Here is a 15,281-nt window from a genome sequence, read left to right as displayed (position 1 = left end):
ACCCTGCGGCCACCAAGGAGAAATTCCCTGGCTCGTCCCGCAATGCCCTGGTAGGCATGGTCCATGGCTTCTGAGTGGGCGACCGACCTGCGGGTGCTGCGGCAGGACGAGTGGGACGAGTGGTACGACAACCTGATCCGGGCGTTCGGCGGGGTCGCGGAGGCGGCCGAGGAACGGGAGCTGTGGAACTCGCTGACCGAACTCGACCGTTCCATCGGCGCCTGGGACGGGGACGAGTGCGTGGGCACGGCGGGGGCGTTCAGCTTCCGGCTGACCGTGCCGGGCGGCGCCGCGGTGCCGGCCGCGGGCGTGACCATGGTCAGTGTGGCCGCGACCCATCGTCGGCGTGGGGTGCTGCGGTCGATGATGCGGCGCCAGCTGGACGACGTACGGGAATGGGGCTGGCCGCTGGCCGTCCTGACCGCGAGCGAACCGGCGATCTACGGGCGGTTCGGGTACGCGCCGGCGACGTTCCATGTCAACGCCGAGATCGACACCACACGGGTACGGCTGTCCGTGCCGCCCGGTACCGATGACGTACGCGTGCGGTACGCGAAGCCGGCCGACGTGCTCGACGCCTGCGAGGCGGTGTACGCGCGGCTGGTGCCGCAGCGGCCCGGCATGGTGGCGCGGCTTCCCGGGTGGGAGCGGCTCGGGCTGCTCGATCCGCAGGGCGAGCGGGAGGGGGCGTCACCACTTCAGTGCGTGGTCGCGGAGCGGGACGGCGAGGTCGTCGGGTACGCGCGCTTCCATGTGAAGCCCGAGTGGGAGGCCGCCGGGCCCAAGGGGACCGTGGTGCTGCGGGACGTACAGGCGCTTGATCCGGCCGCGCATGCGGCGCTGTGGCGGTTCCTGTTCGGGATCGACCTGACGTCGAAGGTGCATACGCGGGGGCGGCCGGTCGACGAGGTCTGGCAGCAGCTGGTCTCCGACATCCGGCGGTGCGAACTGCGGGTGCGGGACTCGCTGCACGTACGGCTGGTGGATGTCGGGGCCGCGCTGGAGGCGCGGACCTATCAGGCGCCGGTGGACGTGGTGTTCGACGTCGAGGACGACTTCTGCCCCTGGAACACGGGGCGTTGGCGGCTCAGCGGGGACACGAAGGGCGCGTCCTGCGAACGGACCGAGGACCCGGCCGATCTGGCGCTGTCCGTACGGGAGTTGGGGGCGGCGTACCTAGGCGGCGTGAGCCTGGCCGCACTGGGCGCCGCGGGGCGGGTGCGCGAGCTGCGGCAGGGGGCGCTGACGGAGGCGGCGGTCGGGTTCGGGTCGGCTGTCGCACCCTGGCTGCCGCACGGCTTCTAGCGGCTAGCGCTTCTGACAGCCGGGGCACCAGAAGAGGTTGCGGGCGGCGAGGTCGGCGGTGCGGATCTCGCCGCCACAGATGTGGCAGGGCTGGGTCGCCCGGCGGTAGACGTACACCTCGCCGCCGTGGTCGTCGACGCGGGGCGGGCGGCCCATCGCCTCCGGGGTGTGCTCGGGGCGGACGGTGTCGATGCGGTTGTGGCGCACGCCCTCGCGCATGAGGTCGACGAGATCCCGCCAGATCGCGCCCCACTCCCGCGCGGTGACATCCTTCCCCGCCCGGTACGGGTCGATGCCGTGCCGGAAGAGGACCTCGGCGCGGTAGACGTTGCCGACGCCGGCGATGACCTTCTGGTCCATCAGGAGCGCGGCGATCGTCGTACGGCTGCGGGAGATGCGCCGGTACGCCGTCTGCGGGTCGGCGTCCTCGCGGAGCGGGTCGGGGCCGAGGCGGTCGTGTATCGCGTTCTTCTCGGCGTCCGTGATGAGGGCGCAGGTCGTCGGGCCGCGCAGGTCGACGTACGACGTGGTGTTCGCGAGCCTGAGACGGACGGTGTCCGTGGGCGGCGGCGCGGGGGCGTCACCGAAGTTCACCTTGCCGAACAGGCCGAGGTGGATGTGGACCCAGTCGGTGTCCCGGCCGGTGCCGCGGAAGCCCAGGAAGAGATGCTTGCCGTGGGCCTCGGTACGGGTGAGTCCGGCGCCGTCCAGGAGGGCGGCGGCGTCGGAGAACTTGCCCTGGGGGCTGGTGACTCGGGGCGCCGTGCCGGAGAAGCGGTCGGCGTAGTCGGCCGCCAACCGGTGGATCGTGTGCCCCTCTGGCACGGTGCCTGTTCCTTCCAGCCCCGGACCGGGGCGGTCAGCCCTGCTGCGGGTGGTGCGCCGGGATCGGCGGGAGGTCGCCGGTCGTCTCGTAGTCGGCCAGCATGTCGATACGGCGGATGTGGCGCTCGTCACCGGAGAACGGGGTGGCGAGGAACGTCTCGACGAACTTCGTGGCCTCGTCCTGGGTGTGCATCCGGGCGCCCACCGCGACGACGTTGGCGTTGTTGTGCTGGCGGCCCAGCGACGCCGTCTCCTCGCTCCAGGCGAGAGCCGCGCGTACGCCCTTGACCTTGTTCGCGGCGATCTGCTCGCCGTTGCCCGAGCCGCCGATCACGATGCCGAGGGCGTCGGGGTCCGCCGCCGTGCGCTCCGCGGCGCGGAGGCAGAACGGCGGGTAGTCGTCCTGGGCGTCGTAGATGTGGGGGCCGCAGTCGACGGCCTCGTGGCCGGCGGCCTTGAGCCACTCGACGAGGTGGTTCTTGAGTTCGAAGCCCGCATGGTCGGAGCCGAGATACACGCGCATGGGACGAGTGTGACATGGCTGTTTCGGGGCAGCAGCCTCGGGTGTCGGCCAGGAAAACAGTGACCTCAGCCACAGAAGCTCAAGAAAACCTCAAGTAACAATCTGGATTCGAAGGTTCATTTATTTATTTGCCTCTGATTCATTGAGTCGATCCCCACACCCGGCACGAAGGAACTCCCCGAATGACTGGTCTCCAGGCCGGACTCAAGAACCGGCATCTCTCGATGATCGCCATCGGTGGCGTCATCGGGGCGGGTCTGTTCGTCGGCTCCAAGGCGGGCATCGCCACCGCAGGACCCGGCATCCTCCTGTCGTACGCACTCGTCGGCACGCTCGTGGTGCTGGTGATGCGGATGCTCGGCGAGATGTCCGTCGCCAACCCCACCACCGGCTCGTTCTCCGCTCACGCCGACCGGGCGCTCGGACGCTGGGCCGGGTTCTCCATCGGCTGGCTGTACTGGTTCTTCTGGGTCGTGGTGCTCGCCGTCGAGGCGACCGCCGGGGCCGAGATCCTCGAAGGCTGGATCCCCGCCGTCCCGCAGTGGGGGTGGGCGCTCATCGTGATGGTGGTGCTGACCGCCACCAACCTGATCTCCGTGGGCTCCTACGGCGAGTTCGAGTTCTGGTTCGCGGGGATCAAGGTCGTCGCCATCGGCGCGTTCATCGTCGTCGGCGGACTCGCGGTCTTCGGTGTGCTGCCGGGGGTCGACGCCGACAAGGCGGGCCTGTCCAACCTCACCGACCACGGCGGTTTCCTGCCCAACGGGCCCGGCGCCATCCTCACCGGCGTCCTGCTCGTCGTCTTCTCCTTCATGGGCAGCGAGATCGCCACCCTGGCCGCCGGCGAGTCCGAGGACCCGCAGCGGGCCGTCACCAAGTCGACCAACAGCATCATCTGGCGGATCGGCGTCTTCTACCTCGGCTCGATCTTCGTCGTCGTCACGCTGCTCCCCTGGGACGACCCGTCCATCGCGTCGAAGGGCTCCTACGTCGCCGCCCTCGACTCCCTCGGGATCGCGCACGCCGGTCAGATCATGAACTTCATCGTGCTGACCTCGGTGCTGTCCTGTCTCAACTCCGGGCTCTACACAGCCTCGCGCATGGCCTTCTCGCTCGGTGAGCGTGGGGACGCGCCGAAGGCGTTCGCCCGGACGACCGGGCGGGGCGTGCCGATGACGGCCATCCTCGCGTCCGTGATCTTCGGCTTCGTGGCCGTGTTCTTCAACTACCTCTCGCCGGACACGATCTTCCTCTTCCTCGTCAACTCCTCCGGTGCGGTCGCGCTGTTCGTGTGGCTGGTCATCTGCTTCTCGCAGCTGCGGATGCGGAAGATCATCCAGGCCGAGGCGCCGGAGAAGCTGGTCGTGAAGATGTGGCTGTACCCGTATCTGACCTGGGCGACGGCCGGGCTGATCGTCTTCGTGCTCGGTTACATGCTGACCGACACGGAGGGGGCGAGCAGCGGGCGTACGACCGTGCTGCTGTCGTTGCTCGTCGCCGCGTTCGTGCTGGGGATCGCCGTGCTCAAGGAGCGGGTGCGGGGGCGGCGTTCGGACGTCGTCGGTGGAGCTGACGTGCAGGACAGGATCAAGGTGGGTTGAGGCACCTCGGGGTGCTGCTCGTTTCACGGTGCTGTGGCTTCTGTGGCTGCTACAGCACCGTGAAGCTGTTTTTGACCTTCTCGTACGTCTTGAGTGCCTGCGTCTCCGTCTGCGGCTGGTACCACGTGTTCACCTGGTACGACTTGCCGTCCGCGTTGAAGCCGAGCAGGCGGGCGTGCCAGGGGACGCCCTTGAGCGTGAAGGTGTACTCCCAGACCACCGCCGGGTGGCCCTGGAACTCCGTGTCCTCCAAGCGGATCTTCCGGTAGTCCTGGCCCTGGCGGGCGTTCTCCTCCGAGGTCTTCCAGGTGTCCATCAAGTCGCCTCGGGCGAGGGAGGACTTCGCGGCGAGTTCCTGGGTGCCGTCGGGGGAGGTGTAGTGCACCTCCGCGCCGGTCTTCACATCTCTGCGCCAGTCCTTGGGGGTTGCCCAGGCGAAGCCGCCGGCTTCTCGGTGGGCGCCGGGTGGGAGGGACTGGGGGCGTGAGGTGCCTTCGACTGTGGGGGACGGGGAGGTCGAGGCGGTGGGGGTGGGGGTGGCTTGTGCCTCGCTCTTGGCGCCGGGTGAGTTGGTGTTCAGCAGGATGAAGGTCGTGATCACTGCGGCGGCTGTGGTGAGGGCCGCGATGGTGAGGAGGCGGGTGCGGGGGCGGTGTTGGGGTGGAGGGAGGGGGCGTTGTTCGGTGACGGCCTCTGAGCGGATGAGGGAGATGCCGCCGTGGGCCTCTGAGGAGGCGTTGTGGGTGGGTGCCGGGCCTTCGGCCCGGATCGAGTTCCCACCCGCACCACCCGCGCCACTTTCGTGGTCGGGTGCGGGTGGCCCTTGTGGGGCGGGGACGCCGTTGGCGGGTGCGGGTTCGCGGGTGGGGGTGGAGAGGCCGCTTCGCGGTTGAGGGCCGTCGACGGGTGCGGGTGGGCCGTGGGGTGGTTGAGCGCCGTCGGCGTATGCGGGTTCGTGGGTGGGAGCGGAGAGACCGTGTCGCGGTTGCCCGCCGTCGGCGGGTGCGGGTCGGCCCTGTGGGGGTGGAGTGCCGTGGGCGTGTGCGGGTGAACCCTGTGAGGGTTGGGCGGCGTTGGCGTCTGCCGGTTCGTGGGTGGGGATGGGTGGGCCCTCTGGCGGTTGAGCGGCGTCGGCGGGCGCGGGTGCCGCCTGTGGGGGTTGGGTGGCGTTGGTGTCTGCTTGTTCGTGGGTGGGGGGCTGTGGGGGCTGGGTGGCGCCAGGGGGTGGTTGGTCCCACGCCTGTTGGTGGGCTGGGAGTTGGGAGGCGTTTAGGAGAGGGGGTGTGGGGGGTTCTGGGCTTGGCCAGGGGAAGATCGGGGTTGGTTTGTCCGGGAGGGGGGGTGAGGGTTGCTCGTCCTTGGGCGCCTTGGGGGTCTCGGGGGGCTCCGAGGTCGTGTTCTCTCCTCCTATCTGCACCGTGGGGGTTGGTGGTGGGACCGCCGTTGGGGTGAGTGCCTGTTCCAACTCGTCCAGGCCTGGGCGTAGGGCCGGGTCCTTGTCCAGGAGTGCTGCCAGGACCTCGCGCAACGGGCCTGCCTCCGCTGGGAGTTCGGGCTCCTCGTACAGGACCGCGTGGAGGGTGGCCAGCGTTGTGTCCCGGGAGAACGGGGAGTGGCCCCCCAAGGCCGCACAGAGTGTCGCGCCCAGTGACCAGATGTCGGACGGCGGGCCCTGTGGGCGGCCCGCGATGCGTTCGGGGGCCATGTAGTCGGGGGAACCGACCAGCATGCCGACCATGGTGAGCGCCTTGGCGTCCTGGATGGCCGCGATGCCGAAGTCTGTGAGGACCACGCGGTGGCCGTTCCCCTCCACCAGCACGTTGCCCGGTTTGATGTCCCTGTGCAGGACGCCGCGTGCGTGCACCTGTCGTAGTGCCGTCACCAGGCCTATGCCGATCCTGGCCGCCTCCCGGGGGCCCAGCGGGCCGTCCTCCGCCGTCATCCGTTCCAGGGAGCGGCCCGCCACCAACTCCATGACGATCCACAGGCGTTCGCCCTCGTCCACGACGTCGTAGATCCGTACGACGTTGGGGTGGTCGATGCGTGCCGTCGCGCGGGCCTCGCGCAGGGTGCGTTCACGGCGGGTGCGGGCGTCCTCCGCGTCGAGGCCGTCGATCCGCATTTCCTTGACCGCGACCTGCCGGTCGAGCATTTCGTCGGCGGCCCGCCACACCCGCCCCATTCCCCCCTGGCCAATACTCTCGACCAGGCGATATCGACTCGCCACGAGGGTCCCCGGCGCCCCGCCGCTCCGGGTGTTTCCCGTGTTCCCCGCGCTTCCCGTGTTTCCCGCGTTTCCCATATTCCCCGGCAATCCGTCGCACCCCCTCCACCGTGCACCGGTCAAGCCCTACTTCAACACAATGGTCACACTTCGCGCCGTACCAGCATAGTGCGGAGAAATCTTGTGGTAGCTCTTCAAGTACTGCGAATTCAGGCGCAGGCAAGGGGGACGAACATGAGTTCTCGTCGTATGACGACCATCGCGGGATCGCTGGTCACGGCATCTTTCTCGGCCGTGCTGATCCTTTCCGCCACCGCCAGTGCGGATGACCAGGGGCCCGGAAGCAGCAAGGGGGGAAAGGTTGTCGACGAGGCGCCGGACGGCGTGAAGCTGACCACGCTGCTGCCCGAACAGATCTCGGTCGACAACAAGTCCGAGAAGACCGACATCACCGCCACGGTGAAGAACGAAGGGACCAAGGACAGCGGAAAGATCCAGCTTTTGGTCGTCGGTTTCGACGGCCTCACGGTCAATAGCGTTCAAGGCTGCTCCTCGATTGCCGAAAGCGATCTGCCGGAGGGCTCGAACAGCGGTTTCGCCTGCCCGATCGACAATCTCGCGGCCGGTAAGTCGAAGTCGTACGCCGTCGACGCGTCGTTCGATCTCGACAAGACCGGAAAGATCTGTCTGCCGGTGCAGACCGGCGACGGGAAGAAGACGTACTGGCAGCAGGGCCCGGTTCCGTTCGGTACGACGAACCCGTCGCCGAACGCCCCGGCCACCCCGCTGCTCCTCGGTACGGACAACAAACCGGTCGGTCCCGGCGGCGGCCAGCTGCCGAAGACCGGTGTCGCGCGTGATCTGCTCCCGGCGGGGACGGCGGGCGCGGCTCTGATGGCGGCCGGTGCGGCCGGGCTGTGGTGGTCGACGCGGCGGCCGCGGCAGGAAATCTGAACAGACGGAGGCATAACCTGACGGCCGTTGTCAGGTTATGCCTCCATCGTGTGGTCCATGACTCACCAGACCGACCACAGTGAACTCATCGGGTTCCAGACCTCGTTCGACCTGCAGCCCGATGCCGTGTTCCGCCCTTCCGGCAGCGACGACGTCATCGCCGCCGTCCGCCACGCGGCCGACCGGAAGCTGTCCGTCGCCGTCGAGGCGACCGGACACGGACGGCCGGGACCGGTCACGGGCGGTGTGCTCGTCTCGACGAAGGGCATGGACCGCGTCACCGTCGACCCCGACGCCCGTACCGTCCGCGTCCAGGCGGGCGTCCGCTGGGGGCAGGTGGTCGCGGCCGCCGCGCCGTACGGGCTGGCGCCGCTCAACGGGTCCGCGCCGAGCGTCGGCGCCGTCTCCTACACCCTGGGCGGTGGACTCGGCATCCTGGCACGGGAGTTCGGGTACGCCGCCGATCATGTGCGGTGGCTGGACGTGGTGACCGCTGACGGACACCTGCACCATGCCGTCCCCGGCTCCGAGTTGTACTGGGCGCTCCTCGGCGGCGGTCACCGCCTGGGCGTGGTCACCGAGTTGGAGATCGGGCTCGTCCCGGTGCGGACGCTGTACGGCGGTTCGCTCGCGTTCGACGGGCGGGAGGTCGAACCGGCGGCCGTGCTGCGGGCGTACGAGGCCTGGACGCGGACCGTGCCGGACGGGCTGACCTCGTCCTTCGCCGCCGTACCGTACCCGGACCTGCCGGCGCTGCCGCCGCACCTGCGCGGGCGGTACGTCGTCTCCGTGCGCGTCGCGTACACGGGCGACGACGGCGATCAACTCGTCGCCCCGCTCCGGGAGATCGGGCCGGTGCTCGCCGACTCGCTGCGGGAGATGCCGTACGCCGAGAGCCACACCATCCACAGTGACCCGGACTTCCCGCACGCCTATTACGGGGACAGTGCCGTGCTGAGTGAGCTGGACGCGGCGGACGCGGGCGGGGAGCTCCTGCGGCTCACCGGGCCCGACACCGGCGCCATGGTCGTCGTACAGGTCAATCATCTGGGTGGGGCGCTCGCGCGGCCCGCCGGGAACTCGGTGCCGTGGCGGGACGGGCGGTTCCTGGTGCGGCTGTTGACCATGGGGGAACGGGAGAAGGCGCGGGCCCTGCTCGATCCGGCGTTCGAGGTGCTCGCGCCGCGCACCGTGGGGCGGGCCGTCAACTTCGCGTTCGGGGCCGGGGATCGGGGCGAGGGGCTGTACGACCCGGAGACGCGGAAGAGGCTCGCCGGGGTGAAGTCGACGTACGACCCGGCGAACCTCTTCGGTGACGGCTACGGTGTCAGCGCTTGATGAGCTTCCACGCGGTCGGCAGCAGGCCCATCGCCAGGGCCGCCTTGAGGGCGTCGCCGATCAGGAACGGGGTGAGGCCGGCCGCGATGGCGGCGGAGGCGGACATGTCCCTGGCGACGGCGAGGTACGGGACGCCGATGGCGTAGATGATCGCCTCGCCGAGCAGGATCGCGCCGGCCGTGCGCAGCACGGAGCGGTCGGCGCCGCGGCGGGCCAGGGCACCGACGACGGTGGAGGCGAGGATCATGCCGAGGATGTAGCCGAAGGACGGGGCGGCGGAGCCGGAGCCGGCGTCCGCGAACCACGGCATGCCCGCGACGCCCGCGATCGCGTACAGCGCGAGGGAGAGGAAGCCGCGCCCGGCGCCGAGCGTGGTGCCGACGAGGAGGGCAGCGAAGGTCTGGCCGGTCACCGGCACCGGGGAGCCGGGCACGGGCACGGAGATCTGGGCGGCGAGACCGGTGAGCGCGGCGCCGCCGACGACGAGCGCGAGGTCGCGAACTCGGGAGGCCGGGAGCAGGTCGGCGAGGACCTGGCCGGGGCGTACGGGGGCGACGGCGGTGCTCATGGGGACTCCGCTGGGTAGGGCAGGGACAGGACATCGCGACGCTATCCCGGCCCCCTCGCGTCGATCACCGTCAGCGCTCGACAAAGGCTGGAGTCGGGGGTTGGTGGTCTCCATACAAAGGGTGTGGGTTACACCTGGTACGGCGTGATGCCGGTCACTGAGGCCGGGACGTTTCACTCACGTGTCGAGTGTGAACGGCGTCTGTAGGGTCCCACCAAAGGGGCGGGGGCGCTCTGGCCGGATCCGGTCGGTGCCGCCTACCCTTCGAACCATGGTTGCCCAGGCCCTCTTCCTCACGTCGCGTCGCCATGTCGACCTGCGACGCGTGGGCGCGGCCGCCTGTCGCCGTCCCGGGTGAGGCCCTGTTCCGGTCTCGCCCTTCGCGTACGGCGCAGAGTCGGACCGGCCCCCCGAGGTGATCACCATGCCCACCCTTACGTCTCCCCTGGCCCGCGCCGCCGACCGTGACCGGCGGCGGACCAGCGCGAGTGTCGTCCTGCGGTCCGTGCTGGAGCACGGGCCGGTCGCGCGCTCCACCATCGCCCGGCTGACCGGACTGTCCCCGGCGTCCGTGACGGACTACTGTGCCCGGTTCACCCGTCTCGGGCTGATCCAGGAGGCCGCCGCACCGCGACGGACGAGCGGTGTGGGGCGGCCCCATGTGCCGGTCGACCTGGACTCCTCGCGTTTCGTCGTGGGCGGAGTCCATGTGGCGGTGCCCCATACGACGGTCGCGCTGCTGGATCTGCGGGGGCGGGTGGTGGCCTCGCGGGAGCTCAAGCACGCGGACGGTACCGACCCGGGCCCGGTGCTGGCGCGGGCCGCCGAGGGGCTGGGCGCGCTGCTGGCGGCGCACCCCGGGTGCCGGCCGCTCGGCGTGGGCTTCGCGGCCGGGGGCTGGGTGGACCGGGAGACCGGGACGGTCGTCGAGCACCCGCTGCTCGGCTGGCGTGAGGTGCCGGTGCGGGAGCTGCTCGGTGCGCACACCGGGCTGCCGGTCCATGTGGACGGGCACGCGCGGGCGTTGGTGAACGCGGAGCGCCTCTTCGGGCGGGCGCGGGGCAGCCGGAGTGTGCTGCACCTCTTCGTCGGCAACGTGGTCGACGCGGCGTTCGCCACTCATGACGAGGTGCATCACGGGCCGCGCTCGCAGGCGGGCGCCATCGCCCATCTGCCGGTGCCGGGCGGGGTGGAGTCGTGCGACTGCGGGCGGACCGGCTGCCTCCAAGTGGAGCTGAGCGAGCGGACGTTGTGCCGTAAGGCGCGGGCCGCCGGGGTGATCGCGGGGGTGAACCCGATGCATCTCGTGCGGGCGGCGGCGGACGGCGATCCGGTGGCCGTACGGCTGTTGGTGGAGCGGTCGCGGATGACGGGGCGGGCGGCGGGGCTGCTGCTCGACGTCCTCAATCCGGAGGTGGTCGTCGTCACCGAGGTCGGCGCGATCCATCGGGAGGACTGCCTCGCGGCGCTGCGGGAGGAGGTCGGGTCCGGGCGGTCGGGGTCGGTGATTCCGACGAGTTTCCCGGATTCGGTGCTCGCGGTGGCGGGTGGAGCGGTGGCGTTGGACGTGCTCTACCGGGACCCTCTGACCGTGTCACCTGAGGCTATTTAATTCAGAAACTCCGAATGTTGACAGGGGTTCCGCAGGGCCGCGAGCATCGTGTTCATGAGCCCTCACCTGCACTGTCGCGCCTTCTGTTGCTGACACGCTGCCCCGTGTGACGCGCTCGTTTCTGCCGCGTGAAATTCCTTCCCGCGCTTTTCTGTGCACCAATTCAGGGAGTCCTCCCATGCCCATTTCCCGTACGTCCGGAATGGACCGACGACTGTTCCTCACCTCGCTCGTGGGCGCCGCGGCCGGCGTCGCGGGGCTGAGCGGCTGTGCCGAGTCCAGTGCCGCCACGAGCGACGAGGGCGCCTCGACCGCGCCGCTCGCCGACAAGGTCCCACCAGGCACCGCCCTGAAGATCTCCTCGTATCAAGGCACCCAGCAACTCCAGTTCAAGCTCGCCGAGTTGGGGGAACTCCCGTTCAAGGTCTCCAGCTGGGTGAATGTCGCCGCCGGTCCCGATGTCATCAACGCCTTCCGCGCCAAGTCCCTGGACCTCGCCAACAACGCGGGGATTCCGCCGATCCAGGCGCATTACCAGGGCTTCGACGCGAAGATCGTCGCGATCAACATCACCCGCAAGCCCAACTACGTCTTCGCCACCAAGCCCGGCAGCGACATCCGCTCGGTCGAGGACTTCAAGGGGAAGAAGCTCGCGTTCTCGCAGGGGCAGGCCCAAGGGGTCGTGCTGCTGCGGGCGTTGAAGAAGGCGGGCCTGAAGTACGACGAGGTGGACCTGGTCCCGCTGACCAGCAACCAGTTCCTCACCGCCCTCCAGTCCGGCCAGGTGGACATCGCCCCGCTCGGCAACACCCAGTCCCCCGCCTACCTCGCGCAGTACGAGGCGAAGGGCGCCCGGGTCATCACCACCGACGTCGTCGACCTGCTCAACCTGCTGTGGGCGCCGATCTCGGTGCTGAACGACGAGGCGAAGGCCGCCGCGGTCGCCGCGTACATCCCGTACTGGACGAAGGGCACCGTGTGGGCGTACGAGAACCCGGACGTCTGGAACGAGGAGTTCTACGTCAAGACGCAGAACCTGACCGCCGCCCAGGCGAAGTCGATCTCGGACCTCGCCAACAAGCCGCTGTTCCCGCCGAGTTGGGACGAGGCGATCCGGTGGGAGCAGGAGACCGCCGATCTGCTGGCGGAGGGCGGCTTCGTGAAGAAGTTCGACGTGGCCTCGCTCTTCGACCACCGCTTCGAGGGCATCGCCGCGAAGTCCGTGTCCGAGGAGTATCAGAAATGAGTGCCGTGACGACGACGGCCCCCGCCGTCACCGAGGCCCCGCCGGCAGTGCGGCGGAAGCGCCGCAGCCTCTCCCCCGGCCGCCGGCTGCCCGCCACCCGGCTCATCGGCCCGGTGCTGCTGCTCGCCCTGTGGGCCGCCGCGTCCGCCGCCGGCCGGCTGGACCCGGGGGCGGTCCCGGCGCCCTGGACCGTGCTGGAGACGGGCGCCCGGCTGTGGACCGAGGGCACTCTGCCGGACGACATCCTGACCTCGCTCCAGCGGGCCGCCTCCGGCTTCGCGATCGGGCTGGTCGCCGGGGTCGCGCTCGCTCTCGCGGCCGGGCTGAGCCGGGTCGGGGAGGCGCTGATCGACGGGACGGTGAACCTCAACCGGGCGATCCCCACCCTCGGTCTGATCCCGCTGTTCATCCTGTGGCTGGGCATCGGCGAGACCTTCAAGATCGCCATCATCGCGATCGTCGTCTACATCCCGATCTACCTCAACACCCATGCCGCGCTGGCCGGTATCGACAGCCGGTTCGTCGAACTCGCCGAGGTGCAGGGGCTGAACCGGTTCCAGTTCATCCGGCAGATCGTCATCCCCGGTGCGCTGCCCGGATTCTTCGTGGGACTCCGGCTCGGCGTCACCGGCTCCTGGCTCGGCCTGGTCGTCCTGGAACAGATCAACGCCACCAGCGGACTCGGCTATCTGATGTTCCAGGCCCAGAACTACGGCCAGTCGGACGTCATCCTCGTCGGCCTGGTCGTCTACGGCGTCTTCGGCCTCGTCTCCGACAGCGCGGTCCGTCTGATCGAAAGGAGGGTGCTGTCGTGGCGACGCACACTGAGCAGCTGACCCGGCCCGCCGTCCGACTCCGCGGCCTCACCCGCTCGTTCGACCGTCGTACGGTCCTCGACGGCATCGACCTGGACATCCCGGCCGGACAGTTCGTGGCTCTCCTCGGGCACAGCGGCTCCGGCAAGAGCACGCTGCTGCGGGCGATAGCGGGCCTCGACCACCAGGTGACCGGGAGTGGCCAACTCACCGCCCCCGAGCGGATATCCGTGGTGTTCCAGGACTCGCGGCTGCTGCCCTGGCGCCGGGTCCTGGACAACGTACTGCTGGGCACGGACGGCGAGGACAAGGGACGCGCCGCGCTCGAAGAGGTGGGGCTCGGGGGGCGGGAGCAGGCCTGGCCGAGCGAGCTGTCGGGCGGGGAGGCGCAGCGGGCGGCGCTGGCCCGGTCGCTGGTCCGGGAGCCCGAACTGCTGCTCGCCGACGAGCCGTTCGGGGCGCTGGACGCGCTGACCCGGATCAAGATGCACGCCCTGCTGCGGGAGCTGTGGGAGCGGCACCGGCCGTCGGTGCTGCTGGTCACGCACGACGTGGACGAGGCGATCGTGCTGGCCGACCGGGTGCTGGTGCTGGAGGAGGGGCGGATCGGGCTCGATCTGGCCATCGACCGTGATGCGGGTGCGGATGCGCGCGGCGAGTACCGGTTGCGGCTGCTTGCGGCGCTGGGTGTGACGGAGGACCTTCGGTGACCGCCGGCTGTCGTGAGGCCGGGCGATTTTCGCCCCCGCCGCCCCTACCCTCCCCCACTCTCGGCTTCGCTCGAGCGGGGGGACCCCCATCGTCCCCGGGGGCTGCGCCCCCAGACCCCCGCTTCGGCCCTGAACGGGCCTCGTCCTCAAACGCCGGACGGGCTGATGTGCCGTGACCGGCGCTCGAAAGCCCCCGACCCGCCCAGAGCAAGGGACACCCATGCCCCGGCAACTCCACCTCAACGCCTTCCTCATGAACACCGGCCACCACGAAGCCTCCTGGCGGCTCGCCGAGAGCGATCCGTTCGCGCACGTGGACCTGGCCCACTACGTCCACCTGGCCCGGATCGCCGAGCGCGGCACCTTCGACTCGCTCTTCCTCGCCGACGGCCCGCAGCTGTGGGGCACGGTCTCGCAGCGGCCCGCCGGGGCCCTGGAGCCGCTGACGCTGCTCACCGCGCTGGCCACGGCCACCGAGCACATCGGCCTGATCGCCACCGCGTCCACGTCCTACAACTCGCCCTACAACCTGGCCCGCAAGTTCGCCTCGCTGGACATCATCAGCGGCGGCCGGGCGGGCTGGAACATCGTCACGACCGCCGGCGCGGAGGCGGCCCGCAACTTCGGCCTCGCCGCGGAACCGGCGCACGCCGAGCGGTACGCCCGCGCCGCCGAGTTCCTGGACGTGGCGCTGAAGCTCTGGGACAGCTGGGAGGACGACGCGATCGTCGCCGACAAGGCGTCCGGCGTCTGGGGCGACGACACGAAGATCCACCCGCCCCGGCACCAGGGCACGTACTTCAGTGTCGAGGGCGCCCTCAACGTGCCGCGCTCGCCGCAGGGTTACCCGCTGCTGGTGCAGGCGGGGTCGAGCGAGGACGGCAAGGCGTTCGCGGCCCGGTACGCGGAGGCGGTGTTCACCGCCCAGCAGACCCTGAAGGACGCGCAGGACTTCTACGCCGACCTCAAGTCCCGTGTCGTACAGGCGGGTCGGGACCCCGAGCACCTCAAGGTGCTGCCCGGCATCGTCCCGGTGATCGGCTCGACGGAGGCCGAGGCGCGGGCGGCGGAGCAGGAGCTGGAGGACCACATCGTGCACGAGCACGGGGTGTCCAACCTCGAACGCCTCTTCCAACTCCCCGCCGGGACCCTGAAGTTGGACTCCGAACTCCCCGCCGACCTGCCCTCCGAGGACGCCATCGAGGGCGCCAAGAGCCGGTACACGCTGGTCGTCGAGCTCGCCCGGCGTGAGCGGCTCACCGTACGGCAGCTGATCGGGCGGCTCGGCGGCGGGCGCGGGCATCTCACCTTCGCGGGGACGCCCGAGCAGGTCGCCGACGCGATCGAGCGGTGGTTCACGCTCGGCGCCGCCGACGGCTTCAACATCATGCCGGCCGTGCTGCCGTCCGGCCTCGACCTCTTCGTCGACCACGTCGTCCCGATCCTGCGCGCCCGCGGCCTGCTCCGCGAGGAGTACGGCCCGCGCCGCACCCTGCGGGAGCGCTACGGCCTCCCCCGCCCCGCCAACCAGTACACCGCCACGCTCGTCTGAGAGGACCC

At 70.2% G+C, this 15,281-nt stretch carries 14 protein-coding genes; 10 read left to right on the top strand and 4 right to left on the bottom strand.

Annotated elements, in window-relative coordinates:
- Positions 1-63 precede the first annotated feature (63 nt).
- Positions 64-1,305 (top strand): GNAT family N-acetyltransferase, encoded by a 1,242-nt coding sequence (locus IQ210_RS02385; RefSeq protein WP_194076364.1) that lies wholly within the window; start codon positions 64-66, stop codon positions 1,303-1,305.
- Between the two features lie 3 nt (positions 1,306-1,308).
- Here IQ210_RS02385 and IQ210_RS02380 read toward each other — a convergent pair whose 3' ends face one another.
- Positions 1,309-2,130 (bottom strand): Fpg/Nei family DNA glycosylase, encoded by an 822-nt coding sequence (locus IQ210_RS02380; RefSeq protein ID WP_194076361.1) that lies wholly within the window; start codon positions 2,128-2,130, stop codon positions 1,309-1,311.
- Between the two features lie 34 nt (positions 2,131-2,164).
- Complete coding sequence (locus tag IQ210_RS02375; RefSeq protein ID WP_194076359.1) at positions 2,165-2,653, bottom strand: ribose-5-phosphate isomerase; 489 nt, start codon at positions 2,651-2,653, stop codon at positions 2,165-2,167.
- Positions 2,654-2,835: 182 nt separating this feature from the next.
- Here IQ210_RS02375 and IQ210_RS02370 point away from each other — a divergent pair, with 182 nt between their 5' ends.
- Positions 2,836-4,254 carry an amino acid permease gene (locus tag IQ210_RS02370; RefSeq protein ID WP_194076356.1) on the top strand — a complete coding sequence of 473 codons (1,419 nt, stop codon included), beginning with the start codon at positions 2,836-2,838 and terminating at the stop codon, positions 4,252-4,254.
- 49 nt (positions 4,255-4,303) lie between these two features.
- On the opposite strand, the gene IQ210_RS02365 is transcribed toward IQ210_RS02370, so the two are convergent.
- Entirely contained in the window at positions 4,304-6,436 is a 2,133-nt protein-coding gene (locus tag IQ210_RS02365; RefSeq protein WP_194076354.1) for a serine/threonine-protein kinase, read from the bottom strand.
- A 276-nt stretch (positions 6,437-6,712) separates the two neighbouring features.
- On the opposite strand from IQ210_RS02365, the gene IQ210_RS02360 reads away from it, so the two are divergent.
- Both IQ210_RS02360 and IQ210_RS02355 read left to right on the top strand, forming a co-directional pair.
- A complete protein-coding gene (locus tag IQ210_RS02360) occupies positions 6,713-7,432 on the top strand; it encodes a hypothetical protein (protein WP_194076352.1) in 720 nt (239 codons plus the stop codon).
- A 57-nt stretch (positions 7,433-7,489) separates the two neighbouring features.
- The gene (locus IQ210_RS02355) at positions 7,490-8,770 is read left to right on the top strand and encodes an FAD-binding oxidoreductase (protein WP_194076350.1); all 1,281 of its coding nucleotides are present in this window, start codon (positions 7,490-7,492) and stop codon (positions 8,768-8,770) included.
- Here IQ210_RS02355 and IQ210_RS02350 read toward each other — a convergent pair.
- A complete protein-coding gene (locus IQ210_RS02350; protein ID WP_194076347.1) occupies positions 8,760-9,338 on the bottom strand; it encodes a biotin transporter BioY in 579 nt (192 codons plus the stop codon). The genes IQ210_RS02355 and IQ210_RS02350 overlap by 11 nt on opposite strands.
- A 271-nt stretch (positions 9,339-9,609) precedes the next feature.
- Between IQ210_RS02350 and IQ210_RS48420 the strand changes: the two genes are divergently transcribed.
- The 6 genes from IQ210_RS48420 (at position 9,610) to IQ210_RS02325 (ending at position 15,273) form a co-directional block, all read left to right on the top strand.
- Entirely contained in the window at positions 9,610-9,696 is an 87-nt protein-coding gene (locus tag IQ210_RS48420) for a putative leader peptide (protein WP_373559756.1), read from the top strand.
- Positions 9,697-9,762: 66 nt separating this feature from the next.
- Positions 9,763-10,950, top strand: a complete 1,188-nt coding sequence (locus tag IQ210_RS02345; protein WP_194076345.1) for an ROK family protein — start codon at positions 9,763-9,765, stop codon at positions 10,948-10,950.
- Positions 10,951-11,128: 178 nt separating this feature from the next.
- Complete coding sequence (locus tag IQ210_RS02340; RefSeq protein ID WP_194076342.1) at positions 11,129-12,196, top strand: ABC transporter substrate-binding protein; 1,068 nt, start codon at positions 11,129-11,131, stop codon at positions 12,194-12,196.
- Positions 12,193-13,032 (top strand): ABC transporter permease, encoded by an 840-nt coding sequence (locus IQ210_RS02335; protein WP_194076340.1) that lies wholly within the window; start codon positions 12,193-12,195, stop codon positions 13,030-13,032. The genes IQ210_RS02340 and IQ210_RS02335 overlap by 4 nt, the downstream gene beginning before the upstream one ends.
- Positions 13,008-13,721 carry an ABC transporter ATP-binding protein gene (locus IQ210_RS02330; RefSeq protein ID WP_194076338.1) on the top strand — a complete coding sequence of 238 codons (714 nt, stop codon included), beginning with the start codon at positions 13,008-13,010 and terminating at the stop codon, positions 13,719-13,721. The genes IQ210_RS02335 and IQ210_RS02330 overlap by 25 nt, the downstream gene beginning before the upstream one ends.
- Positions 13,722-13,941: 220 nt before the next feature.
- The gene (locus IQ210_RS02325) at positions 13,942-15,273 is read left to right on the top strand and encodes an LLM class flavin-dependent oxidoreductase (RefSeq protein ID WP_194076336.1); all 1,332 of its coding nucleotides are present in this window, start codon (positions 13,942-13,944) and stop codon (positions 15,271-15,273) included.
- Positions 15,274-15,281: the final 8 nt, after the last annotated feature.

Origin of the sequence: Streptomyces justiciae, from assembly GCF_015163075.1 — a bacterium.
Taxonomy (GTDB): Bacteria; Actinomycetota; Actinomycetes; order Streptomycetales; family Streptomycetaceae; genus Streptomyces; species Streptomyces justiciae.
Note: the sequence above shows the minus strand (reverse complement) of the source record. Positions and strands in the feature narration are given on the sequence as shown.